The sequence below is a fragment of the Streptomyces cinnamoneus genome, from assembly GCF_002939475.1.
GTDB lineage: Bacteria > Actinomycetota > Actinomycetes > Streptomycetales > Streptomycetaceae > Streptomyces > Streptomyces cinnamoneus_A.
In genome coordinates this window covers 4,568,611-4,589,651 of sequence record NZ_PKFQ01000001.1, presented here as the reverse complement: position 1 = coordinate 4,589,651, position 21,041 = coordinate 4,568,611, and the positions used below count along the sequence as shown (strand labels likewise).

The window sequence follows — 21,041 nt, the reverse complement described above, 5'->3', positions numbered from 1 at the left end:
GGACCGGCTCAGCTCAGCGGGATCGTGGCGATCCGCTCGGCGGGGGTCTTGCCGCGCAGCGCCTTGCCGAGGGCGCCGGCCACGTCCGTCGGCTGGACGGGCTTCTTGGTCCCGTCGCCGCGCTGGATCAGCACGCCGTCGAACGCCTTGCCGTACAGCTCCTTGATCGCGTCCAGGTCGTAGTTCTCGACCAGCTTGCCGCCCACCTCCTTGACGGAGAGGATCTTCGGCAGCGAGCGGTCCGGCCCGAAGTTGATCTTGTGCGCCGGGTCCGTCTGCACCGTGACGAGGCCGGACATCGCGGGCTCCGCGAAGTCCTTCATCATCCGGTCGACCTCGGCCTTGCTGACCCTCGGCTGCTGGGCGCTGCTGGTCAGCTCGACGGGCTTGTCCTGGCCGGAGGCCGCGCGGTCGCGGTAGGCCTGGGAGACCGCCTTGACCGACTTGTCCACGTCCAGGCCCTCATAGGGCTGGCCGTAGACGGGCACCGCCTTGCCGGGTTCGAACTTGATGGTGCCGTCCTTGCTGGCGCCCGTCTGGCCGGCCACCGTCTTGAGCGCGGCGGCGATCTTCTCCTCGTCGACGTTCACGGTGGGCTCGGCCTTGCGGGTGCCGCCGACGAGCGAGCCCAGCACGGTGACGGGGTTGTAGTCCCGTCCGGCCGCGGCGCGCACGGTGGCCTGGGTGTCGATGGACAGGCCCGCCACGTCGGGCTTGAGCTCGGCCGTCTTGCCGCCGACGGACAGCTTGAGCGGGGCGCTCGCGCGGTCGCCGAGGGCGGCGTCCAGCTTCTTGACGGCCTCGTCCTTGGACTTGCCGCCGATGTCGACGCCGAGCACGGTCGTGCCGTTCGGCACGTCGGCGTGGTCGAGGAGCAGGCCGGCGCCGTACGCCACGCCGACCAGGGCGACGAGGCCGCCGCCGAGGAGGACGAGCTTGGAGCGGCCCTTCTTCTTGGGCGCGCTCTTCGCGGCGCCCTTGGCGGCGCCCTTGGCCGCCGGGGCGGCGGGGGGCTTGGGGACGGCGGGAGCCGGCTTGGGCTTGGGGACGGGCACGCGGGGCGCGCCGGAGTCCACCGAGGACTTCGGGCCCTGCCCCGCCGCCGGCGGCACCGGCGGCACACCGCTGACCAGGGTCTGGCCGGCGGCGGGCGCGGGGGCCTTGGGGCCGCCCTTCTTCTTGCCCTTGCCCCCGGCGTTGCCCTGGGGCGCGGGGGCGTCGCCCCCTACGGCCGGGACGCCCTGGCGCGGGGTGTCGGTGCGGCCGGGCGCGAAGGCGGCGCCGCCGGGCGCCTGCCGGCCGCCCGCGGCCTTGCCCTTGCGGCGCGCGGTGCCGGGGGCCTGGCCCCCGCCGCCGGGCCACGGCACCTCGCCGCCGGGCGTGCCGCCCGGCACGGGCGGCTGCGGCACGGCGCCCGTGGTGGAGGGGTCGGCGGGCCACGGCGTGGCACCGGTGGTCTGGGGGTCGCCGGGCGCGAACGCCTGCGGCATCGACGCCGTGGTGGACGGGTCGCCCTGCCACGGAGCGGCGCCCGGCGCGGAGCCCTGGGCCATGTCGCCGGGCCACGGCGTGGCTCCGGTCACGGAGGGGTCGCCCGGCACCGGGCCGGCACCCGGCACGTTCTGCTCGGCGGGCCACGGCGTGGCGGCGGTCGCCGAGGGGTCACCCGGCAACGACACCTGCGGCATGGCACCCGTCGCCGAACCGTCACCCGCCCACGGACCCGTGCCGGCCAGCGACGAGTCCGCCGACACCGGGCCCGCGCCCGGCACGTTCTGCTCGGCGGGCCACGGCGTGGCGGCGGTCGCCGAGGGGTCACCCGGCAACGACACCTGCGGCATGGCACCCGTCGCCGAACCGTCACCCGCCCACGGACCCGTGCCCGCGAGCGACGAGTCCGCCGACACCGGGCCGGCGGCCGGCATCTGAGCCTGCGGCACGGCACCGCCGACGGCGGGGTCGCGCTCCCAGCGCGGGGCACCCGCGCGGGGCGAGCCGCCCCGGGGCGCGGCGGGCGAGCCACCCTGTGCGGCCGGCCGCTCGGTGCCCGCGGGCCGGCCGGGCGCGCCGCGGCGCGGCAGCGGGGGCTGCTTGGCGGCGGCCTGCGCGGCGGCCTGGCGGCGTGCCGCGGGCGGCGCGGCCGGGGCACCGGACTTGCGCGGGGCGAACCAGTCGCTGGTCTTGTCCCCGGTGGCCTCGCCGTCGGCGCCGTAGCCGACGGCTCCGGGCGGGGGCGTGCCCGGCGCCCGGGGGGCGGGCTTGGGACGGGTCGGCAGGCTCTGCTTGCGTCCGCCGTGGTCCCCGCCGGGAGCGCTCGGAGCGGCCGGGGCGTCCGGGGACGCGGCGGCCGCGTCCTGGCCGGCTTCCGCGTCCTCCCCGACGGGCGTCCGCATGACGACCGGTGGGATGGGCCGCGAGCCCGGGATGTTGATGCGGATCCGCGTCGTCAGCGTGGTCTCGGTCTTCGGCTCACCCGGCTTGGCGCCGGCTTTGCCGGACTGCGCCGCGGACGCCGCGGCCGGGTCCCCGCCGGGGGACGTCCCGTACGGCGGGGTGCCCGAGGGGTAGGCGGCGCCGCCGCGACCCTTGGGCCCGGAGGACGAACTGTCAGATGCACGGCTCAAAGCAGGATCTCCCGATTACTCTTTGCCGCCCTCGTTGACCTCGCTTCGGGTCGCCCATCGCCGGAGGCCAGGGGAGGCTCGGCGGCGCGCACCACCATACTGGGCACCACCCGCCCGTACTTGACGACCGCCTGATGACGCCGCGGCCGGCCGAGTGCCAGTGGGGCAGAAGTCAGGCGAAAATCAACACGTCACTTGCCAAGTCGGGCCGGAGGCCCGGCTGGTTGCGGCACCTTGGGGATCGTGGCACAGATCACAGCCACGATCGCCCCGCCGAGAAGAAAAACGTATGAACCGATTCCGGCCTCGAAGAGGAAGTCCCCTTCCGGCCGGTTGGCGGCCAGGAAGAGCACCGCGGCCAGCCAGCCGACCGCCGGCACGCCGCCGCCCGCTCTGCTGCCCATGACCTTGAGGCCGCCGTAGCAGAGCCCGGCGACGGCGAGCAGGGCCAGCAGCAAGCCCCCGGGGAACCAGCCGCCTTGGACCAGCGATCCGGCGGCGCCCACGAGCAACCCCAGCAGAACCAGGCCGACATAAGCGACCAATCGCCCGGCACTGGGCATGGAGATCAGGCCACCGTTCATCCGTCCACCCCCGCGAAGAGGTCGTCCTCGCGCTCCGCGCCGGCCCGGCCGCGCACCAGCTTGTAGTACTCGGTGTCGAACAGCGGCTGCCCGAGGTCGTTGGAGAGCGCGAAGAACGGGCCGTCCACGGCGATCTGCGTGGCGTGGGCGCGCATCGCGGCGGCCTTCCGCGCGGCGTGGGCGGAGCCGCCGACCACGGCGGTCACCTCTTCGTCGGGCACCACTCCGGGCACGTCCGACGGAGCGGCGACGCCGGGGAAGAGGTCCCCTTCGCGGCCGGCCTCGCGCAGCCGCGCGAAGCCCTCCTCGACCGCCGACAGCGGCACGCAGTTCCAGTAGACCTTGGCGATTTCATGGGGATCGCCCAGATCCCGGCGGAATGCCGGTTCAGCGGCCAGGTCCGCGGCCCGCATGGCGACGCGGTGCGCCTGGATGTGGTCGGGGTGGCCGTAACCGCCGTCGGGGTCATAGGTGACGAGCACCTGCGGCCGCACCTCGCGGACCACCTCCACGAGCAAGGCCGCGGCCTCGTCGAGGTCCGCGCGCCAGAAGCAGCCGGGGCGGTCGTTCTGGGGGGCGCCCATCATCCCGGAGTCGCGGTAGCGTCCCGGCCCGCCGAGGAAGCGGTGGTCGGTGACGCCCAGCTCCTTCATCGCGGCCGCGAGTTCGCCCAGGCGGTGCGCGCCGAGCGTGTCGTCCCGGTCCGCCGCGAGGTGCCGCAGACCGGGCGGGATGACCTCGCCCTCCTCGCCGAGCGTGCAGGTCACCAGCGTGACGTGGGCACCCTCGGCCGCGTACTTGGCCATGGTCGCGCCGTTGTTGATCGATTCGTCGTCCGGGTGCGCGTGCACCAGGAGCAGCCGGCGGCCGGAAAGGTCGGTCATGGGAACAGCCTACGAGTCGTGCGGTCCGGACGGGGCGCCGCCCGGGCCGGACCGCACGGGACGGCCGGACCGTTCAGAACTTGATGTTGCTGATCATGCTCGTCACGCTCGTCGTCAGCTGATTGAGCGTCGGCGCCATGGACGAACTCGCCAGATAGAAGCCCAGCAGCACACAGATCGCGGCGTGGCCCGCCTTCAGCCCGGATTTGCGGACGAGCAGGAAGACGATGATCGCCAGCAGCACCACCGCCGAAATCGAGAGTGCCACAGCGGCTCACCTCCAGGGACGCGCAATCGGACGGAGGCATACGTATGCCCGGGGGGCCTACGACGCCAGGGAGTCATACCCACTATGCGCGAGCGATCATAACTTTCCGTGCCCGTGCATGACTCGGTGCACAGGCGCAAACACGGGGCGCACGGCGAGTTCTCGCCGCTCCGGGTGAACCCGTTGGTAGGCGCCCGTAGGCTCCGGGCCATGACCGGACACCTCTCGTTCCCCCGTCAGCACGCCCGTACCCAGCGTTTCTCGCTCGGCGCGCCGCGTGCGTTCAGCGTGTCGCCGGACGGCTCGCGTGTCACGTTCCTCCGCTCTCGCACAGGTACGGATCGGGCCAATCTGCTGTGGACACTGGATGTGACTGCGAGTCGCGAACACGTGGTCGCCGACCCGCTCGTCCTCCTCGGCGGCGCCGACGAGGAGCTGTCCCCCGAGGAGCGGGCGCGCCGTGAGCGCAGCCGCGAGGGATCGGCGGGCGTGGTGGCTTACGCGGTCGACGCGGCTGTGGAGTTGGCGGCCTTCGCCCTCTCCGGACGGCTGTGGGTGGCCGGACTGCGCGGCGGTGCGGCGCGGGAACTGGCCGTCCCCGGCCCCGTCGCCGACCCCCGCCCCTCCCCCGACGGCCGTCTGGTGGCGTACGCGGCGAACGGCGCCCTGCGCGTGGTGGCGGCCGACGGCACCGGCGACCGGGCGCTGGCCGAGCCGCCCTGCGCCACGACCACGTGGGGGCTGGCCGAGTTCATCGCCGCGGAGGAGATGCACCGGCTGCGCGGCTTCTGGTGGTCGCCGGACAGCGACGCGCTGCTGGCCGCCCGGGTGGACGACGCGCCGGTGCGCCGGTGGTGGATCGCCGACCCCGCCAACCCCGGCAGCGCTCCGGCCGAGGTGGCCTACCCGGCGGCCGGCACGCCCAACGCGCTGGTCTCCCTGTCCCTGCTGCGGCTGGACGGCGGCCGCGTGGACGTCGAGTGGGACCGCGAGCGCTACCCCTACCTGGCCCAGGCGCACTGGTCGGCCGGCGGCCCCCCGCTGCTGCTCGTCCAGGCGCGCGACCAGCGGACCCAGGCGTTCCTGACGGTGGACACCGAGACCGGGGCCACCCGGGTGCTGCACGTGGACGAGGACCCGAAGTGGCTGGAACTGTTCGCAGGTGTGCCCGCATGGACATCTGACGGTCGGCTCGTGCGCGTCGCCGACGAGGCGGGGGCCCGGGTCCTGGTGGTCGGCGACCGGGCACTGACCGGCCCGCAGTTGCACGTGCTGGCCGTGCTCGACGTCACCGGGGACGACGTGCTGATCGCCGCGTCGGCCGGCCCGGAGGCGGCCGACCCGGAGACGGGTGAGGCGCATGTGTACCGAGTTGACGAACGTGGAGTGGAGCGCCTTTCCGAGGAGCCCGGGCGGCACTCGGCGGTACGGGCCGGCGAGGTCATGGTGCTGTCGTCGGCCGCACTGGACCGGCCGGGAGCGCGGGTGAGGGTGCTGCGGGACGGCAAGCAGGTCGCCACGGTCACCTCGTACGCCGAGTCGCCCGTGCTGACCGCCCGCGCACGGCTCACCCGCGCCGGCGCCCGCTCCATCCCGAGCGCCGTGCTCCTGCCGACGGGGTACCGCGAGGGCGACGGCGCGCTGCCGGTGCTCATGGACCCGTACGGCGGACCGCACGGCCAGCGCGTGGTGGCCGCGCACAACGCCCACCTGACCTCGCAGTGGTTCGCCGACCAGGGCTTCGCCGTGATCGTCGCGGACGGTCGGGGCACCCCGCACACCTCGCCCGGGTGGGAGAAGGCCGTCCACGAGGACTTCGCCGGCGTCACCCTCGACGACCAGGTCGAGGCGCTGCACGCGCTGGCGCAGGACCACCCGCTGGACCTCGGCAAGGTGGCCGTCCGCGGCTGGTCGTACGGCGGCTACCTCGCTGCACTGGCCGTACTGCGCCGTCCCGACGTCTTCCACGCCGGCATCGCCGGCGCGCCGGTGACCGACTGGCGGCTGTACGACACCCACTACACCGAGCGCTATCTGGGCCTGCCGCAGGAGCGGCCTGAGGTGTACGCCCGCAACTCCCTGGTCACCGACGACGGTCTGTCGTCGCCGGCTTCACCGGCCCGGCCACTGATGATCATCCACGGGCTGGCCGACGACAACGTCGTCGCCGCTCACACCCTGCGCCTGTCCTCCGCCCTGCTGGCCGCCGGCCGGCCGCACGAGGTGCTGCCGCTGTCGGGGGTGACGCACATGACGCCGCAGGAGCAGGTGGCGGAGAACCTGCTCCTGCTGCAAGTCGACTTCCTCAAGCGGTCCTTGGGTCTCGGCTGACACGAGAGCCCGCCCGTGGGGGTGGTGTCGGGTGTGGCGCGCTTGACCGGCTGTCAAGCACGCCGTCACCTCGATCTGCACAACCTTCGCTCAAGAAGCCGCGAAGCGCCCCACCACTCACCGCAGCCCCCTTGACTGGGTCGTTCATCCATTGCGAAAGTCCGCTCAACCCAGCGCGTCCGGCCGGCTCGCGCGGGGCCAACCCGACGACAGGGCTGGGGACTTCCGCGATGACGAGTACTTCCCGGACCGAGGAGACGACCGCCGACGCCGCGCTGGTGGGGCGGTCGCCCGGACAGCTGATGTGGCGGCGGTTCAAACGCGACCGGGCGGGCGTCGTCTCGGCGTGGGTCGTCGTCTTCTTCTTCGCCGTGGCGCTCGCGGCGCCGCTGATCTCCAAGGCGTACGGCAAGGACCCGACCACGACCTACGGCCTCGACGAGCCCGGGCTGCTCAACGAGTTCGGCTACCCCGTCGCGCCCAACGGGGGCGTCTCGGGGCGCTTCTGGTTCGGCATCGAGCCGACCCTGGGCCGGGACGTGCTGACCCAGCTCGTCTACGGCATCCGCACCTCATTGCTGATCGCCGCCGCCGCGACCGTCCTGTGCGTCCTGACCGGCATCCTGGTGGGCGTGACGGCCGGCTACCTGGGCGGCAGGACCGACTACCTGCTGGGCCGCTTCACGGACCTGCTGCTGGCCTTCCCCAGCCAGCTGTCCTTCATCGCCTTCACCCCGGTCGTCTACTCGCTCTTCGTCAGCCCGGAGAAGGAGACGCCCACCTACCTGCGCGTGCTGACACTGATCCTGGTGCTGTGGGTGCTGGGCTGGATGGGTCTGGCGCGACTGCTGCGCGGGCAGGTGCTCAGCCTGCGCGAGCGGGAGTTCGTGGAGGCGGCGAAGGTCACCGGCGCCTCGCCCTGGCGGATCATCACCAGGGAGCTGCTGCCCAACCTCTGGACGCCGATCCTGGTGCAGGCCACGCTGATGCTGCCCACCACCGTGACCATCGAGGCCGGCCTGTCCTTCATCGGCGTCGGCATCGTGGAGCCCACCCCCGACTGGGGCCGGATGTTCGCGGGCGGCGCCCGCTACTACGAGAGCGACATCACCTACATCTTCTTCCCCGGGCTCGCCATGATCGTTTTCGTGGTGGCCTTCAACCTGCTCGGGGACTCCGTCCGTGACGCGTTCGACCCCAGGACCGGGCGCTGAGACGACAGGCAGCCGACGACCGACAGGCAGGTGCACCGACCCATGACCCCCACGTCGAGGTTCCCCCAGCACAGAGCCCGGTTCTCCGTCATGGTCCTCGCGGCGGGCGCGCTGACGCTGTCCGCGTGCAGCAGCGGAGGAGGTGGCGGCGGGGGCGGGAAGAGCCAGGGGCCGGGTGAGGACAAGAACAAGTCCTCCAACTACTCGATCGGCACCAAGGAGGACTCCACCGGCCCCGCGCCCGACGTCGCCGGCGCCAAGGAGGCGAAGAAGGGGGGAACGGTCACGGTCCTCCAGCGCGACGCCTTCGTGCACCTGGACCCCGGCCAGATCTACTACAGCGACATGCTGGCCAACCAGATGCTCTACAACCGCTCGCTCACGTCCTACAAGGTGGACGCCCAGGGCAAGGTCAAGGTCGTCGGCGACCTGGCCACCGACGCGGGCACGGCTTCCGACGGCGGCAAGACCTGGAAGTTCACGCTGAAGGACGGCCTCAAGTTCGAGGACGGCTCAGCGATCACCGCCAAGGACGTGCGGTGGGGCGTCGAGCGGCTCTACGCCTCGTTCGAGACCGACGGCCCCCTCTACATCCCGCAGTGGCTCTCGGGCGACGGCACCGACTTCCGCAAGGCGCTGCCCGACGGCCCCTATGGCGGACAGCACCTGCCCGCGTCCGTCCTCGACACCCCCGACGACAAGACGGTGATCTTCCACTTCCGTCAGCCGCACGCGGACACGCCCTTCGCCACCGCCATGCCGAACGTCGGGGCCGTGAAGGCGGAGAAGGACACCAAACAGAAGTACGACAATGCGCCTTTCTCCTCCGGCCCCTACAAGGTCGGCGACTACAAGGCCGGAAAGTCGCTCACGCTCGTGCGCAACGAGAACTGGGACCCGAAGACCGACCCCATCCGCCACCAGTACGCCGACCGGTTCGAGATCAGCTTCGGCCACCAGTACGCCGACTCCACGCGGCGCTTCCTGGCCGACCAGGGAGGCGACAAGACCGCGCTGTCCTTCAGCAACGCCGTCGCCCCCGAGATGACGGAGAAGGTGCTCGGCCAGGCCGACACCAAGGCGCGGCGCTTCGTGGAGATCCAGCCCTACGTCGACTACATCAGCTTCAACACCAGCCGGCTGACGGACGTCAAGGTCCGCAAGGCCCTCGCCTACGCCATGCCCAACGGGCAGATCCTCCAGCAGAACGGCGGCGAGACCGGCGGCGTCGTCGCCACCAACTTCCTCTCCCCCGCGATGGACGGCTACCAGCCCACCGACCCGTTCGGGAAGAAGGCCAAGCCCGCCGGTGACCCCGAGAAGGCCCGGCAGCTGCTGAAGGAGGCCGGCAAGGAGGGGCAGGAGATCGTCTTCGCCTACCCCAACACCGACATCCAGCAGCGTGTCTCCGTGGTCATCGCCCAGGCCCTGGAGCGGGCCGGCTTCAAGGTGCAGAAGAAGGAGGTCGACGCCAACACCTGGCGCACCGCGATCGCCGAGGTGAAGAACAAGTTCGACGTCTACCGCACCTCCTGGGGCGCCGACTGGCCCGTCTCCTCCACCGTCGTGCCCCCGCTCTTCGACGGCCGGCAGATCGCCGACGGCAGCCAGAACTACGGCCACCTCGACGACCCGAAGGTCAACGCCGAGGTCGACCGGATCAACGCGATCCCGGACGTGAAGCAGGCGGCGCCCGAGTGGCAGAAGCTCGCCGACAAGATCCTCACCGAGGACGTGCCGGGCGTGCCGACCTTCTACAACCGGCTGTTCACCCTGTGGGGTTCGAAGCTCGGCGGAGTGACCTACCACCCGGTCTACGGGACGGTCGACCCGACCGGGGTGTACGTGAAGTAGCCCGTGCCCGCGGCGGCCCCGCCCCGGGCCGCCGCGGCCCACGCCCCCCGGAAGAAACGACCGGTGGACACGCACAGGAAGAACCCGACCGGAAGAACCCGACCGGAAGAACGCGAGCCATGCTGAGATTCCTCGCCCGCCGCATCCTCGGCGCGATCGTCATCATCCTGCTGATCAGCGCGATCACGTTCTTCCTCTTCTTCGCGCTGCCCTCCGAGCCGGCCCTGATGTCCTGCGGCAAGAACTGCACCCCCGACGCGATCGCCCTCATCAACAAGAACCTGGGCCTCGACGCGCCCGTGCCCGTCCAGTACTGGCACTACATGGCCGGTATCTTCGCCGGCCGCGACTTCTCGGTGGGGCACTGCCCGGCGCCCTGCTTCGGCTACTCCTTCTCCCACCAGCAGCCGGTCTGGGACACCATCGTCGACCGCTTCCCCACCACCCTCTCCATCACGCTCGGCGGCGCGGTGGTGTTCCTCGTCGTGGGTGTGGGGCTGGGCATGCTCGCCGCCGCCTACCGGGGCACGTGGGTCGACAAGCTCTTCAGCTCCCTGTCACTGGTCGGCAACGCCCTCCAGATCTACTTCGTCGGCGTCATCGCCCTGGCCGTCCTCGTCAGCGGACTGCACTGGATGGACAACCCGGCCTACCACCCCATCACCGAGAACCCCGTGAAGTGGTTCACGGGCATGCTCATCCCCTGGCTGGTGCTCTCCGTCATCTTCGTCGCCAGCTACTGCCGCATGACCCGCTCCCAGATGATCGAGCAGCTCGCCGAGGACCACGTCCGCACCGCGCGTGCCAAGGGCCTCAGCCGCCGCACGGTCTTCTTCCGCTACGCCTGGCGGGGCGCGCTGGCCCCCATCGTCACCATCTTCGGCATCGACCTCGGCTCGCTCTTCGGCGGGGCGATCATCACCGAGTTCACCTTCAGCCTCCACGGGCTGGGCCGGCTCGCGGTCTCCTCGGTGAGCGAGACCGACCTGCCCACCCTGATGGCCGTGATGCTCGTGGGCTGCACCGCGATCGTCCTCGCGAACATCGTCGTCGACGCCGCGTACGCCCTCATCGACCCGCGCGTGCGGCTCGCCTAACCGTCAGGAGACACGAACGTGACCAGCGCTCCCCCACCCTTCCTTTCGGTACGGGACCTCTCCGTGCGGTTCACCACCGAGGACGGTGTCGTGAAGGCCGTCGACGGCCTGTCCTTCGACGTGGAGCCCGGCCGTACGCTCGGCATCGTCGGCGAGTCCGGCTCCGGCAAGTCCGTGGCCAGCCTGTCCGTGCTCGGCCTGCACGACCCGCGGTACACCGAGATCGGCGGCGAGATAGTCCTGGACGGCCAGGAGCTGACCGGGGCCCCCGAGTCCGTGCTGGAGAGGCTGCGCGGCAACAAGGTGGCGATGGTCTTCCAGGACTCGCTCACCGCGCTCTCCCCGTACTACACCGTCGGCCGGCAGATCGCCGAGCCCTTCCGCAAGCACACCGGCGCGTCCCGGCGGGACGCCCGGCTGCGGGCGATCGAGATGCTGGAGAAGGTCGGCATCCCGACGCCCGCCCTGCGGGTGGACGACTACCCCCACCAGTTCTCCGGCGGCATGCGCCAGCGCGTGATGATCGCCATGGCGCTGGTCTGCGACCCCCTGCTGCTGATCGCCGACGAGCCGACCACCGCGCTGGACGTCACGGTCCAGGCCCAGATCCTCGACCTGCTCAAGGACCTCCAGCAGCAGACCGGTTCGTCCATCATCCTCATCACCCACGACCTCGGGGTCGTCGCCCACACCGTGGACGACCTGCTGGTGATGTACGCGGGCCGCGCCGTCGAGCGCGGCACCGTGCGCGAGGTGCTGGGCTCGCCCCGGCACCCGTACACCTGGGGGCTGCTGGGCTCGATGCCGCGCCTGGCGTCCGCCGTGGACGAGCCGCTGCACCCGATCCCCGGCACCCCGCCGAGCCTGCTGGCGCCGCCGCCGGGCTGCCCGTTCCACCCGCGCTGCGGCTTCACCGGCGAGGTGGCCGGCGAACGCTGCCGCACCCAGCGGCCCGAGCTGCCCGAGGGACGGGGCGCGGCCTGTCACCTCGGCGCCGAACGACAGCTGCGCATCTCCGGCGAACGGACGCGACGATGACCGAGGACATCCTGGTGGCCGAGGGGCTGACCAAGCACTTCCCCGTCATGGGCGGATTCCCCGTCAGACGGCGGGTCGGGGCGGTCCAGGCCGTGGACGGCGTCGACCTGACCGTGCGCACGGGCGAGAGCTTCGGGCTGGTCGGCGAGTCGGGCTGCGGCAAGTCCACGACCGGGCGGCTGCTGACGCGGCTGCTGGAGCCGACCGCCGGGCGCGTCCTCTACCGCGGCCAGGACATCACCCGCGCCGGGCGCAGACAGCTCGCCTCGATCCGCTCCGAGATCCAGATGATCTTCCAGGACCCGTACGCGTCGCTGAACCCGCGGCAGACGGTCGGGAGGATCATCACCGGTCCGATGGAGATCAACGGCATCGCCCCGCCCGGCGGCCGCGAGGCCCGCGCCCGGGAGCTGCTGGAGGTCGTGGGGCTCAGCCCCGAGCACTACAACCGCTTCCCCCACGAGTTCTCCGGCGGCCAGCGCCAGCGCGTCGGGGTGGCGCGGGCGCTGGCGCTGGAACCGAAGGTGATCGTCGCGGACGAGCCGGTGTCGGCGCTGGACGTGTCCATCCAGGCCCAGGTGGTCAATCTGCTGCGGCGGGTCCAGCGGGAGCTGGGCATCGCGTTCCTCTTCATCGCCCACGACCTGGCGGTGGTGCGGCACTTCTCCCAGCGGGTGGCGGTGATGTACCTGGGCCGGATCGTGGAGGTGGGCGGCCGGCAGGACATCTACGAGCACCCCCGCCACCCCTACACGCACGCGCTGCTGTCGGCGGTGCCGCAGCCGGCCGACGCCACCGGCACCGCCCGCGAACGCATCCGGCTGGCGGGCGACGTCCCCTCCCCCGTCCTGCCGCCGTCGGGGTGCCGCTTCCGCACGCGGTGCTGGAAGGCGCAGGAGGTGTGCGCGACGCAGGTGCCGCCGCTGGTGCGGGCGGAGGGCAGCGCGGAGGGCCACCTGGCGGCGTGCCACTTCCCGGAACCGCCGACGGTGGAGCGGGACACGGAGGTGATCCTGGACCCGGCGCTGCGGAGCGCGGAGGGTCAGGGGTGAGGGGTGAGCCCCGGGGAGGGGATCTCACCCGCCCCCCGTACCGCCCGGCCCCGCCACCGGTACCACGGGCCGCTCCTCCGCGAAGTGGCACGCGGAGACGTGGGCCGCCGGGCCGCCGGCCGCTCGGAACCGTTCCGGGACCTCCAGCGGCGGCACCTCCAGCGCGCACTTCTCCTGCGCCTTCCAGCACCGCGTGCGGAAGCGGCATCCCGAGGGGGGGTCGGCCGGCGAGGGGATGTCCCCGGCCAGCAGGATCCGTTCCCTCCGCTCCCGTGCCGCGGGGTCGGGCACCGGTACGGCCGACAGCAGCGCCTGCGTGTAGGGGTGCGTCGGGTGCTCGTAGATCTCCGCGTCCGTGCCCGCCTCCGCGAAGCGGCCCAGGTACATCACCGCCACCCGGTCCGAGATGTGCCGCACCACGGACAGGTCGTGGGCGATGAAGACGTAGGACAGCTCGAACGCGTCCTGGAGCTTCTCCATCAGGTTGATCACCTGGGCCTGCACCGAGACGTCCAGCGCCGACACCGGCTCGTCCGCCACGATCACCTCGGGCCGCAGCGCCAGGCCGCGCGCGATGCCGATGCGCTGCCGCTGGCCTCCGGAGAACTGGTGGGGGTAGCGGTTGACGTGCTCGGGGTTGAGCCCGACCACGTCCAGCAGCTCGCGCACCCGCTGCCGCCGGCTGCCCTTGGGGGCCGCCTCGGGGTGGATCTCGAAGGGCTCCCCGACGATGTCGCCGACGGTCATGCGGGGGTTGAGCGAGGTGTAGGGGTCCTGGAAGACCATCTGGATGTTCCGGCGGACGGCCTTCAGCGCGCGCCCGGACAGCCTGGTGACGTCCTCGCCCTTGTAGCGGATCCGCCCGGCGGTCGGCCGTTCGAGGTGGACCAGCAGTCTGGCGACCGTGGACTTGCCGCAGCCGGACTCGCCGACGACGCCGAGCGTCTCGCCGCGCCGCAGGTCGAAGGAGACCCCGTCGACGGCGCGGACGGCCCCGACCTGTTTCCTGAACAGGACGCCCCGGGTGAGCGGGTAGTGCTTGACCAGGTCGCGTACCTCGAGGATCGCCTCGCCGTCAGCGGTCACCGAGGGTCTCCTTCCAGAAGTGGCAGGCGCTCGCCCGGCCCGGGCCCACCGTGAACAGCGGCGGGCGGTCCGTGCGGCAGACGTCCTGGGCCATGGGGCAGCGCGGGTTGAAGGGGCAGCCCGGCGGGATCGCGGTGAGGCTGGGCGGCAGGCCCTTGATCGCGTACAGTTCCCGGCCCTTGCGGTCCAGGCGCGGGATCGAGTCCAGCAGGCCCCGGGTGTACGGGTGGGCGGGCGCGGCGTACAGGTCGTGGACGGGTGCCGTCTCCACGATCCGCCCGGCGTACATGACCGCGATCCTGTCGGCCACGTCGGCTACCACGCCGAGGTCGTGGGTGATGAGGACGAGCCCCATGTCGTACTCCCGCCGGAGCTCCGCGAGCAGGTCCATCACCTGGGCCTGGACGGTGACGTCCAGCGCCGTCGTCGGCTCGTCCGCGATGATCAGGTCCGGCTCCAGCGCCAGCGCCATGGCGATCATGATGCGCTGCCGCATGCCGCCGGAGAACTGGTGGGGGTAGTCGCGCACCCGGTCCTTGGCGGCCGGGATGCGGACCCGGTCCATCAGCTGGACGGCCCGGGCGCGGGCGTCCTTGCGCGTCATCCCCTGGTGCACCTCGTACATCTCGCCGAGCTGGGCGCCCACGGTCAGCACGGGGTTGAGGGAGGACAGCGCGTCCTGGAAGATCATCGCCAGTTTGGCGCCCCGGAGCCTGCGGCGCCGCTCCTCGCCGGCGGTGAGCAGGTCCTCGCCCCGGAAGAGCACCTCGCCGGCGGTGACGTGGCCCGGCGGCGAGTCGAGGATGCCCATGACGGCCTGTGCGGTCACCGACTTGCCGGAGCCGGACTCGCCGAGCACCGCGAGGGTCTGCCCGGCGTCGACGGTGTAGCTGACGCCGTTGACGGCCTTGGCCACGCCGTCCCGGGTCCGGAACTCCACGTGCAGGTCGCGCACGTCGAGCAGGGTCGTCGTTCGCTGGCGTGTCATCGGCCCGCTCCTCAGCGCAGCTTGGGGTCGAGGGCGTCGCGCACCGCGTCGCCGAGCATGATGAACGCGAGCACCGTGATGCTCAGCGCCCCCGCCGGCCACAGCAGCATGTGCGGGGCGTTGCGGATCTGGTTGGAGGCGTTGGAGATGTCGATCCCCCAGGAGACGGTGGGTGGTTTGAGTCCCACGCCGATGAACGAGAGCGTGGCCTCGAGCGCGATGTACGTGCCGAGCGCGATGGTCGCCACGACGATGACGGGGGCCACGGCGTTGGGCGCGATGTGCCGCAGCAGCAGCCGGCCGTTGCCGGCGCCGAGGGCGCGGGCGGCCTGGACGTAGTCGTGCTGCCTGGCGCCGACCACCGCGCCGCGGGCGAGGCGGGAGAGCTGCGGCCAGCCCAGCAGCACGATGAAGCCGACGACCGGCCAGACCGAGCCGCCGGTGACGACGGACAGGAAGACCAGGCCGCCGAGGATGATGGGGATGCCGAAGAAGACGTCGGCGAGCCGGGAGAGCAGCGCGTCCCACCACCCGCCGAAGAAGCCGGCCAGCCCGCCCAGCACGCTGCCCAGCAGCGCCGCCCCGGCCGTGGCGCAGACGCCCACGGTGATCGAGGCCCGCGCGCCGTAGACGGTGCGGGTGTAGACGTCGCAGCCCTGGGTGTCGAAGCCGAAGGGGTGGCCCGGCTGGGGGCCCTCCTGGGCCTTGGCCAGGTCGCACTGGAGGGGGTTGCCGCTGGCGATCAGGGACGGCCAGACGGCGATCAGGGCCAGGAAGACGATGACGAGCGCGGAGACGACGAAGACGGGGTTGCGCCGCAGGTCGTGCCAGGCGTCGGTCCACAGGCTGCGTGCCTTGCCGCTGGCGGGGCCGCCGGGGACGGGGCCGCCTTCGAGGGTCTCGGCGTCGCCGGTGGCCAGGGACATGGCCCCGCCGCCGGCCGGGGTGATGGTGTCCTTCGCGTCGTACGGATCGGGTTCAGGCATAGCGGATCCTCGGGTCGAGCACGGCGTAGAGGAGGTCGACGAGCAGGTTCGCCAGGAGGAAGACGATGACCAGGATGGTCACGAAGCCGACGACGGTCGGGGAGTTCTGCCGCAGGACGCCCTGGTAGAGCTGGAAGCCGACGCCGTGGATGTTGAAGATCCGCTCGGTGACGATGGCCCCGCCCATGAGGGCGCCGACGTCGGTGCCGATGAAGGTGACGACGGGGATGAGGGAGTTGCGCAGCAGGTGCCGGGTGACGACCCGGTGCCGCGGCAGGCCCTTGGCGACGGCCGTACGGAGGTAGTCGGCGCGGGAGTTCTCGGCGAGCGAGGTCCGCGTCAGCCGGGTCACGTAGGCCAGTGAGACCAGTCCCAGCACCACGCCCGGCAGCAGGAGTTCGTCGAGGGGTGCGGCGGGCGAGACGGACGGGGAGACCGCGCCCCACTTGACGCCGAAGAGGTACTGGAGCACGTAGCCGCTGACGAACGTCGGGATGGAGACCACGACGAGGGTGAGGAGCAGGACGGTGGTGTCCACCGCCCGCCCCCGCCGCAGTCCGCTCAGCAGGCCGAGGGTGATGCCGACGACGATCTCGAAGAGGACGGCCACGAGGGTCAGGCGCAGGGTCACGGGGAAGGCGTCGGCCATGAGGTCGATGACCTCCTGGCCGTTGAAGGCGGTGCCGAAGTTCCCCGTGAGGATCTGGCCCATGTAGTGGAGGTACTGCTTCCATAGGGGCGCGTCGAGGTAGAGATCCTTGCGGATGCGGGCGGCGGTCGCCGGGTCGGGGGCCTTGTCGCCGAAGAGGGCGGCGACGGGGTCGCCCAGGGCGTAGACCATGAAGAAGATCAGGAACGTGCTGCCGATGAACACGGGGATCATCTGGAGCAGCCGCCGGATCACATACCGTCCCATGGGGTCTCCGGGGGTTGCCGGGCCGAGCCGGATTCGCTGGTACGACGACGGGGCGTGCGGGCCGTTGCGCCTACTTGACCTGGATCCGGTCGTAGACGGGCACGCTGAAGGCGTTCAGCTGGACGTCCACGAGGTTCTCGGAGTAGCCGGCGCTGCCGTTCTGGTACCAGAGCGGGACGGCGGGCATCTGCGCGGCCAGGATCTTCTCCGCGTCCTGGAACGTGCCGACCGCCTTGCCCGTGTCGGACTCGGCGTTGGCCTCGTCGACGAGCCTGTCGAACTGCGGGTCGCTGAACTTGCCGTAGTTGGAGGAGGCGTTCGTGTAGTAGAGCGGCTGGAGGAAGTTCTGGACCAGCGGGTAGTCCATCTGCCAGCCGGAGCGGAAGAGGCTGGTCATGCGCTGGTCGGCGACCTGGTTGCGGAAGTCGGCGAAGGTGCCGACGGGGTTGACGGTGCACGCGCCGTCGTTGCCGAGGGCGTTGTTGATGCTGTTGCAGACGGCGTCCATCCACAGCCGGTGGGAGCCGGTGTCGACGTTCGAGGTGATGGTGACCTTGCCGCCGGGCAGTCCGCCGCCCTCCTGGATCAGCCTCTTGGCCTCACCGGGGTCGTAGGTGCACGCGCCGCCGCACAGGCCGGCCTTGTAGCCGCCCTGGTCGCCGAGGACCGGTGAGGTCCAGTCCGTGGCCGGGGTGCGGGTCTTCTGGTAGATCTGCTCGGTGATCTGCTCGCGGTTGATCGCCATGGACAGGCCTCGGCGCACCTTCTCCATGCCCGGCTTGGACCACGCCTCGTCGTACATCGGGAAGACGACCGTCTGGATGATGCCGGCGGGCTGGTTGATGTAGCGGTCGCCGAGGTCGTTCTTGACGTTCTTCAGCTGGGCGCTGGGGATGTCGTCGACGAGGTCGAGGTTGCCGGCCTGGAGGTCGGTGTAGGCGGTGTTGTTGTCGGTGTAGACGCGCAGCTCGACGCCGCTGTTGCGGGCCTTGTCGTCGCCGGGGTAGCCGTCCCACCGGGAGAGCTTCATGGAGGAGCCCTTGGTGTACGAGTCGACCATGTAGGGGCCGTTGCCGACGGGCCGCTTCAGCCAGCCCTGGTGGTCGTCGAAGAACGCGCGCGGCAGCGGCGAGTAGGCGGCGTAGCCCAGGGTGTCGGGCCACGTCGAGAACTTGGTGCGCAGCCTGACCGTGAACGTCCGCTCGTCCTTCACGACGAGGCCGGAGAGGGTCTTGGCGGTGGCGGCCCCCTTGGCCGGGTGGACCTTGTCGTAGCCGTCGACGTCCTGGAAGAAGGAGGCGTTCTTCTGTTTGTTGTCGACCAGGGCGGCGTAGTTCCAGGCGTCGACGAAGGACTTCGCGGTGACCTTCTCGCCGTTGCCGAACGTCCAGCCGTCCTTGACGGTGATGGTGAAGTTCTGCTGGTCGGCGCTGTCGATCTTCTCGGCGAGCATGTCCTGGGCCGCGCCGGTCTTCGGGTCGTAGCGCTTGAGCCCCCGAAAGATCATGTCGAGGACCTTGCCGCCCTGCACCTCGTTGGTGTTGGCGGGCTCCAGAGGGCTCTGCGGGTCGCCCCAGGAGGCCCGTACGACACCGGCGCCGCTGCCGCCCGCGCCGCCCCCGCAGCCGGTCGCCAGCAACGCGGACCCGAGCACGGCGAGGGCCAGTGCGGCTCCGCCGAGGGTCCGGGCGCGCGTGCCTCCGAGCATGGGGCCTCCTCGATGATGAGCGCGTATCACTGATGAGCACGTATCGCTTTGGCCTAAATAACACCTCATATGGGGACAAAGGGATGGGTTCGAAGTGCACATTGACGAATAAACCGCCCGTATGCGCGAGTGACCGTCACCGGCGCGAGCGGTACGACTGGAACGCACGGTTCACCACGACCGGACGGGGGGACGCCATGGCCGGGAGACCGGATGTCGCGGGGGCGATGAACGCCACGGGGGACGTCGTCGAACTGGTGGAGAAACCCGGCGGCGCGCTCGACGACGTCCTGGTCGTCGCCCTCGGCGGCGACGGCGCGCCGCCGCTGCCCGGGCCCGGTGCCGTACCGCCCCGCGCGAGCGCGGACGAACTGCTGAGGGCACGGTGCGAGGCGTTGCGGCCGGGGGCCTGAGTCCGTACGAGTCCGCGCTGGCGGCCCTGCTCGGGACGTGGCTGCTGCTGGCGGTGCTCGCCCAGCTGGGCCCGGTCGCCCCCTGGCTGGGCCAGGCCGTCGGGCGCCTGGACGTGCTCGGCCTCGTGCCCCGCTACCACCTCGTGGCGACGTGCCCGGCCACCCACGACTACCACCTGCTGATCCGCACGCGCCCGCCGGGCGGCCGGTTCGGCGCGTGGCGGGAGGTGACGACGGAACCGCGGCGCCGCCGGTGGAACGCCGTCTGGAACCCCGACCGCCGCCACCACCAGCAGCTGTTCGACCTGGCCATGGCACTGGCCCGGACCGATGCCCGGTCCGACGACCCGGCGACCCCGCTGCCGGTGCCGTACCTGCTGCTGCTCCGCCACGTGAGCGCGCTCGCCGGGCGGACGGAGGGCGCGCAGGTGCAGTTCCTGATCGCCCGGTCGGCGGGCCACCGCCCGGCGGAGCAGCCCGCGGCCCTGTTCGTCTCGCAGGCCCACCGGACCGGGGCGGCGGCCCGGTGAGCCCGGCGACGGCCCTGCGCCTGGTGGAGGTGCTGGCGGCGACGGGCGTCCTGCTGTCGTCCCTGGAGTGGGTGTCCCGGCGCCGCACGCTGGACGACACGTCCTTGGCGAGCTGGCCCGTGCTCCGCCTGCGCCACCCCCGCTACGCCCACGGCCTCGCGGGCGCCGCCCTCAGCCCGTTGGCGGCGTACCCGGCGGTCCTGTGGCTCCTGACCACCCGCGCGGCGGCCGCGGCCCTGCTCCCCGCACCACTCCCGGCCCGGGCCCACGCGGCGGCGCTGGCCGTGGTGGTGGGCACGGGCGCGGTGATGAGCCTGCGCGGCACGTACGGCGGCGAGAGCGCGGACCAGATGCTGGAGCTCGTCTTCTGCGCGCTGCTGCTGGCGGCGCTACGGCCGACGCCGGCGGCGCCGCGGCTGGTGCTGTGGTTCCTGGCCCTGAACGCCTGCCTGGCGTACGCCACGTCCGGGATCTACAAGGTCACGTCGGGGGCGTGGCGGGACGGCACGAACCTGACGGGCGTGCTGAGCACGCGGTGCCACGGCGACCGACGGGTGGCGGCCTGGCTCACAGCACACCCGGTGGGCGCGAAGTGGCTGTCGCGGGGCGTGGGCGCGTGGGAGACCCTCTTCCCCCTGGTGCTGGTGGCGCCCCCGATCTGGCTGCCGGTGTTCCTGACGCCGGGGCTCGCCTTCCACGCGGGATGGGCGGTGGCGAGGGGCCTGGACGGCTCCCTGTGGGCGTTCCTGGCGCTGTATCCGGCGGTGGGGTGGGTGGTGGTGTCGGGTGGGTGAGAGGGCGCGAATCGAACTCACCATGTCGTCAACGGCGGAGGTGAGCATGACGCCTTTCGGGGCCCGCCCCTGGGCACGGACCGGCCCCTGGGAACCTCACTCCGGGTGCGCCTCCCGCAGATGGACGCCCATGGCGACGGTCATGCGGGTCGCCTCCTCGGTGTCGCCGTCGTCGACGGCGCGGTAGCGGCGGTGCTTGATGTCGTCGCACGTCGCGCAGCGCGGCCGCACCTCACCCCGGCCTTGCCGGCTGCGCTCGTTGACGTCGGCCACCTTGGCTCGGAGCGCGTCGTTGGGGGCGGCGGGGCGTACGTCGCACGGGAGCGCTTCCCACTCCCGGCCGCCGCCGGGCGCGCGCAGCATGAGGCGGCCACCGAGGGTGCCCATGACCTCGCCTACGCGGTCCCGGCGGGCGTCGACGACGAGGGTGCCGATCTCTGGCGCGTCACTCATCGGATGCCCTCCCGGCGCGGGCGGATGTCGATGCCGTGGGCGGTGACCCAGAGGGTGGGGGTGGCGGTGCGCTGGCGGGGGATTCGGGGCGGCGGGGCGGCGCACGCGGGGGTGGTGATGGGCGGGAGCTGAGCTCTCGCCCAGGCAAGGCAGCGGAAGATAAACTTCGCCATGTCGACGCTCCTTGAGCAGCGTTGGCCGTGCCCCGGGCCCGGTTGCAG

The 21,041-nt window shown here is 72.0% G+C and carries 20 protein-coding genes; 9 read left to right on the top strand and 11 right to left on the bottom strand.

Going from position 1 to position 21,041, the window contains the following annotated elements; translation table 11 throughout:
* Window positions 1-8: 8 nt before the first annotated feature.
* From CYQ11_RS20650 to CYQ11_RS20635, 4 genes are all read right to left on the bottom strand, one after another.
* Window positions 9-2,624, bottom strand: a complete 2,616-nt coding sequence (locus tag CYQ11_RS20650; protein ID WP_181143727.1) for a hypothetical protein — start codon at window positions 2,622-2,624, stop codon at window positions 9-11.
* Between the two features lie 191 nt (window positions 2,625-2,815).
* The gene (locus CYQ11_RS20645) at window positions 2,816-3,208 is read right to left on the bottom strand and encodes a DUF6113 family protein (RefSeq protein WP_099201342.1); all 393 of its coding nucleotides are present in this window, start codon (window positions 3,206-3,208) and stop codon (window positions 2,816-2,818) included.
* Window positions 3,205-4,092: an N-acetyl-1-D-myo-inositol-2-amino-2-deoxy-alpha-D-glucopyranoside deacetylase gene (mshB, locus tag CYQ11_RS20640; protein WP_099201343.1), complete on the bottom strand. Its 888-nt coding sequence runs from the start codon at window positions 4,090-4,092 to the stop codon at window positions 3,205-3,207. The genes CYQ11_RS20645 and mshB overlap by 4 nt, the downstream gene beginning before the upstream one ends.
* Window positions 4,093-4,165: 73 nt before the next feature.
* Window positions 4,166-4,360, bottom strand: a complete 195-nt coding sequence (locus CYQ11_RS20635; protein ID WP_099201344.1) for a hypothetical protein — start codon at window positions 4,358-4,360, stop codon at window positions 4,166-4,168.
* Between the two features lie 210 nt (window positions 4,361-4,570).
* Here CYQ11_RS20635 and CYQ11_RS20630 point away from each other — a divergent pair, with 210 nt between their 5' ends.
* The 6 genes from CYQ11_RS20630 to CYQ11_RS20605 all read left to right on the top strand — a co-directional run bounded on the left by CYQ11_RS20630 (window position 4,571) and on the right by CYQ11_RS20605 (window position 12,946).
* A complete protein-coding gene (locus CYQ11_RS20630) occupies window positions 4,571-6,691 on the top strand; it encodes a S9 family peptidase (RefSeq protein ID WP_099201345.1) in 2,121 nt (706 codons plus the stop codon).
* 230 nt (window positions 6,692-6,921) lie between these two features.
* Window positions 6,922-7,905, top strand: a complete 984-nt coding sequence (locus CYQ11_RS20625; protein WP_099201346.1) for an ABC transporter permease — start codon at window positions 6,922-6,924, stop codon at window positions 7,903-7,905.
* 42 nt (window positions 7,906-7,947) lie between these two features.
* Window positions 7,948-9,759 carry an ABC transporter substrate-binding protein gene (locus CYQ11_RS20620; RefSeq protein WP_099201347.1) on the top strand — a complete coding sequence of 604 codons (1,812 nt, stop codon included), beginning with the start codon at window positions 7,948-7,950 and terminating at the stop codon, window positions 9,757-9,759.
* 119 nt (window positions 9,760-9,878) lie between these two features.
* The gene (locus CYQ11_RS20615; protein ID WP_099201348.1) at window positions 9,879-10,856 is read left to right on the top strand and encodes an ABC transporter permease; all 978 of its coding nucleotides are present in this window, start codon (window positions 9,879-9,881) and stop codon (window positions 10,854-10,856) included.
* Window positions 10,857-10,874: 18 nt separating this feature from the next.
* Window positions 10,875-11,894 (top strand): ABC transporter ATP-binding protein, encoded by a 1,020-nt coding sequence (locus CYQ11_RS20610; RefSeq protein ID WP_099201349.1) that lies wholly within the window; start codon window positions 10,875-10,877, stop codon window positions 11,892-11,894.
* Window positions 11,891-12,946 carry an ABC transporter ATP-binding protein gene (locus tag CYQ11_RS20605; RefSeq protein WP_099201350.1) on the top strand — a complete coding sequence of 352 codons (1,056 nt, stop codon included), beginning with the start codon at window positions 11,891-11,893 and terminating at the stop codon, window positions 12,944-12,946. The genes CYQ11_RS20610 and CYQ11_RS20605 overlap by 4 nt, the downstream gene beginning before the upstream one ends.
* Before the next feature lie 24 nt (window positions 12,947-12,970).
* Here the strand turns inward: CYQ11_RS20605 and CYQ11_RS20600 are convergent, their stop codons facing one another.
* The 5 genes from CYQ11_RS20600 to CYQ11_RS20580 form a co-directional block, all read right to left on the bottom strand.
* The gene (locus CYQ11_RS20600; protein ID WP_099201351.1) at window positions 12,971-14,032 is read right to left on the bottom strand and encodes an ABC transporter ATP-binding protein; all 1,062 of its coding nucleotides are present in this window, start codon (window positions 14,030-14,032) and stop codon (window positions 12,971-12,973) included.
* On the bottom strand, window positions 14,022-15,020 hold the full coding sequence (locus tag CYQ11_RS20595; protein ID WP_099201352.1) for an ABC transporter ATP-binding protein: 999 nt from the start codon (window positions 15,018-15,020) through the stop codon (window positions 14,022-14,024). The genes CYQ11_RS20600 and CYQ11_RS20595 overlap by 11 nt, the downstream gene beginning before the upstream one ends.
* Window positions 15,021-15,031: 11 nt before the next feature.
* Window positions 15,032-16,006, bottom strand: coding sequence for an ABC transporter permease (locus CYQ11_RS20590; protein ID WP_099201353.1), 975 nt, complete (start codon window positions 16,004-16,006; stop codon window positions 15,032-15,034).
* Complete coding sequence (locus CYQ11_RS20585; protein WP_099201354.1) at window positions 15,999-16,922, bottom strand: ABC transporter permease; 924 nt, start codon at window positions 16,920-16,922, stop codon at window positions 15,999-16,001. Before CYQ11_RS20585 ends, CYQ11_RS20590 begins: the two co-directional genes overlap by 8 nt.
* Before the next feature lie 70 nt (window positions 16,923-16,992).
* Window positions 16,993-18,630 (bottom strand): peptide ABC transporter substrate-binding protein, encoded by a 1,638-nt coding sequence (locus CYQ11_RS20580; RefSeq protein ID WP_099201355.1) that lies wholly within the window; start codon window positions 18,628-18,630, stop codon window positions 16,993-16,995.
* 197 nt (window positions 18,631-18,827) lie between these two features.
* On the opposite strand from CYQ11_RS20580, the gene CYQ11_RS20575 reads away from it, so the two are divergent.
* Genes CYQ11_RS20575 through CYQ11_RS20565 form a run of 3 tightly spaced genes read left to right on the top strand, consistent with a single transcriptional unit; the run spans window position 18,828 to window position 20,367 of the window.
* The gene (locus CYQ11_RS20575) at window positions 18,828-19,043 is read left to right on the top strand and encodes a hypothetical protein (protein ID WP_146104723.1); all 216 of its coding nucleotides are present in this window, start codon (window positions 18,828-18,830) and stop codon (window positions 19,041-19,043) included.
* Window positions 19,016-19,573, top strand: a complete 558-nt coding sequence (locus CYQ11_RS20570) for a hypothetical protein (RefSeq protein ID WP_099201357.1) — start codon at window positions 19,016-19,018, stop codon at window positions 19,571-19,573. The genes CYQ11_RS20575 and CYQ11_RS20570 overlap by 28 nt, the downstream gene beginning before the upstream one ends.
* Complete coding sequence (locus CYQ11_RS20565; RefSeq protein ID WP_099201358.1) at window positions 19,570-20,367, top strand: HTTM domain-containing protein; 798 nt, start codon at window positions 19,570-19,572, stop codon at window positions 20,365-20,367. The genes CYQ11_RS20570 and CYQ11_RS20565 overlap by 4 nt, the downstream gene beginning before the upstream one ends.
* A gap of 96 nt (window positions 20,368-20,463) precedes the next feature.
* On the opposite strand, the gene CYQ11_RS30790 is transcribed toward CYQ11_RS20565, so the two are convergent.
* Complete coding sequence (locus CYQ11_RS30790; RefSeq protein WP_338105360.1) at window positions 20,464-20,820, bottom strand: hypothetical protein; 357 nt, start codon at window positions 20,818-20,820, stop codon at window positions 20,464-20,466.
* Window positions 20,817-20,993 carry a hypothetical protein gene (locus tag CYQ11_RS29670; protein ID WP_181143726.1) on the bottom strand — a complete coding sequence of 59 codons (177 nt, stop codon included), beginning with the start codon at window positions 20,991-20,993 and terminating at the stop codon, window positions 20,817-20,819. Before CYQ11_RS29670 ends, CYQ11_RS30790 begins: the two co-directional genes overlap by 4 nt.
* Window positions 20,994-21,041: the final 48 nt, after the last annotated feature.

Coding starts and splice junctions, on each gene's coding strand:
- CYQ11_RS29670 (WP_181143726.1), bottom strand. CDS start 20,993: ATGGCGAAGTTTATCTTCCGCTGCCTTGCCTGGGCGAGAGCTCAGCTC.
- CYQ11_RS30790 (WP_338105360.1), bottom strand. CDS start 20,820: ATGAGTGACGCGCCAGAGATCGGCACCCTCGTCGTCGACGCCCGCCGG.
- CYQ11_RS20625 (WP_099201346.1), top strand. CDS start 6,922: ATGACGAGTACTTCCCGGACCGAGGAGACGACCGCCGACGCCGCGCTG.
- CYQ11_RS20620 (WP_099201347.1), top strand. CDS start 7,948: ATGACCCCCACGTCGAGGTTCCCCCAGCACAGAGCCCGGTTCTCCGTC.
- CYQ11_RS20590 (WP_099201353.1), bottom strand. CDS start 16,006: ATGCCTGAACCCGATCCGTACGACGCGAAGGACACCATCACCCCGGCC.
- CYQ11_RS20645 (WP_099201342.1), bottom strand. CDS start 3,208: ATGAACGGTGGCCTGATCTCCATGCCCAGTGCCGGGCGATTGGTCGCT.
- mshB (WP_099201343.1), bottom strand. CDS start 4,092: ATGACCGACCTTTCCGGCCGCCGGCTGCTCCTGGTGCACGCGCACCCG.
- CYQ11_RS20575 (WP_146104723.1), top strand. CDS start 18,828: ATGGCCGGGAGACCGGATGTCGCGGGGGCGATGAACGCCACGGGGGAC.
- CYQ11_RS20595 (WP_099201352.1), bottom strand. CDS start 15,020: ATGACACGCCAGCGAACGACGACCCTGCTCGACGTGCGCGACCTGCAC.
- CYQ11_RS20630 (WP_099201345.1), top strand. CDS start 4,571: ATGACCGGACACCTCTCGTTCCCCCGTCAGCACGCCCGTACCCAGCGT.
- CYQ11_RS20615 (WP_099201348.1), top strand. CDS start 9,879: ATGCTGAGATTCCTCGCCCGCCGCATCCTCGGCGCGATCGTCATCATC.
- CYQ11_RS20585 (WP_099201354.1), bottom strand. CDS start 16,922: ATGGGACGGTATGTGATCCGGCGGCTGCTCCAGATGATCCCCGTGTTC.
- CYQ11_RS20605 (WP_099201350.1), top strand. CDS start 11,891: ATGACCGAGGACATCCTGGTGGCCGAGGGGCTGACCAAGCACTTCCCC.
- CYQ11_RS20580 (WP_099201355.1), bottom strand. CDS start 18,630: ATGCTCGGAGGCACGCGCGCCCGGACCCTCGGCGGAGCCGCACTGGCC.